The sequence below is a fragment of the Aquitalea sp. ASV15 genome, assembly GCF_016429115.1.
In the GTDB taxonomy this organism is placed as follows: domain Bacteria; phylum Pseudomonadota; class Gammaproteobacteria; order Burkholderiales; family Chromobacteriaceae; genus Aquitalea; species Aquitalea magnusonii.
On sequence record NZ_JAELTZ010000115.1, the window covers coordinates 1 to 1,543 of the forward strand.

The following is a 1,543-nucleotide window of genomic DNA, read 5'->3' on the forward strand; positions in this document are numbered from 1 at the left end:
TGGCCAGCCAGGGCGAGGGCAGATTGCTGGTGTCGATCTGTTCCGGCTCGTTGCGCAAGTCGGTGCCATAGCCTTCGCCCTTGGCCATCAGGCTGCGGCGGCGCCATTCCAGATAAGTGAGGCCGACGATGGTGATGAACAGCGCGCCCACCACACCCAGCGCCGGCGCGGCCCAGGCCGTGGTCTTGAAGAAGGTCGTGGGGATGATGTTCTGGATCTGCGGGGTACCCGGTAGCGCATCCATGGTGAAGGAAAAGGCGCCCAGCGCCACGGTGCCGGGAATCAGCCGCTTGGGAATATTGCTCTGGCGGAACATCTCGGCGGCAAAGGGATAGACGGCGAACACCACCACAAACAGCGAAACCCCGCCATAAGTCAGCAGCGCGCACACGGCGACGATGACGGCGATGGCGCGTTTCTCGCCGATAAAGCGGATGACGGCGGCGACAATGGATTTGGAAAAGCCGGACAGCTCCACCAGCTTGCCAAACACCGAACCGAGCAGGAATACCGGAAAGTACAGTTTGACGAAGCCCACCATCTTGTCCATGAACAGCCCGCTGAAGGCAGGCGCCACGGCCGAGGGGTCGGTCAGCAGCACGGCACCCAGTGCCGCCAGCGGGGCCATCAGGATGACGCTATAGCCGCGGTAGGCGGCCAGCATCAGGAAGAACAGTGCCAGCAAAACCACGATAAAACTCATGGTGCATCTCCTCTATTGTTGTGCGGCCCACTGCGGGGCCCTTGTGTGGACCTGACGCATGGCCAGGTCCCTGAACGGGATAACAGCAGGAAGCGTGCCTGAATTGATGACTGAATAAAATCAATCACTTGCTGTGATTTGTGCTGGCGGTGAGGGCTTGCTGTCTCTGTTTGGAGACGCTATGGCGCTGGCGGCCCCTATCCGGGCCGCTGTTGGCGGGGTGTGCGCTGGCTGTCTCGTCCGGTGGACGCCGTCTCTGTTTGGAGACGAGGCCGGACGGCCGCTCAGGGGGTGGTGCGGATGCCCAGCGCCGCCAGCTTCTTGTACAGGGTGGCGCGGCCCATGCCCAGCTGGCGGGCGGCTGTCGGCACATGGCCGGCGGCGCTGGCCAGTGCCTGCCGCAGCAATTGCGCCTCGAAACGCGCCATGTGCTGCTGATAGTCGCCGCCATCCTGCTGCCCGGCAGGCAAGGGGCCGAGCAGGCTGCTGATGTCGGCTTCGTCCAGCATGCCGCCCTGGCTGAGCATGCTGGCCCGCTCCAGAATATTGCGCAGCTCGCGCACATTGCCCGGCCAGTGGTAGGCGGCCAGCCGCTGCAGGGCCGCCGCGGTCAGCTGGCAGCGCCCCATGTGGCCGCGCTGTGCCAGTTGCAGCAGCAGCGATTCGCACAGCACGGGCAAATCCTGCAGATGGGCGCGCAAGGGCGGCAGCTGGATGGTCAGCACATTCAGCCGGTAGTAGAGATCGGCGCGGAAGCTGCCGGCGCTGACTTTTTCTTCCAGCCGGGCCGAGGTGGCGGCAATGATGCGGATATCCGCGCGCAGCACGCGGTTGGAGCCC

The 1,543-nt window shown here is 64.4% G+C and carries 1 protein-coding gene and 1 pseudogene; both read right to left on the reverse strand.

From position 1 onward, the window contains the following. Positions 1–703, reverse strand: a pseudogene (locus tag JHD64_RS21030) (GntP family permease); the annotation flags it as partial. A 284-nt stretch (positions 704–987) separates the two neighbouring features. Then, positions 988–1,543, reverse strand: a 556-nt coding sequence (locus tag JHD64_RS21035) for a helix-turn-helix domain-containing protein (protein WP_199055542.1), incomplete at its 5' end; no start/stop codon positions are given.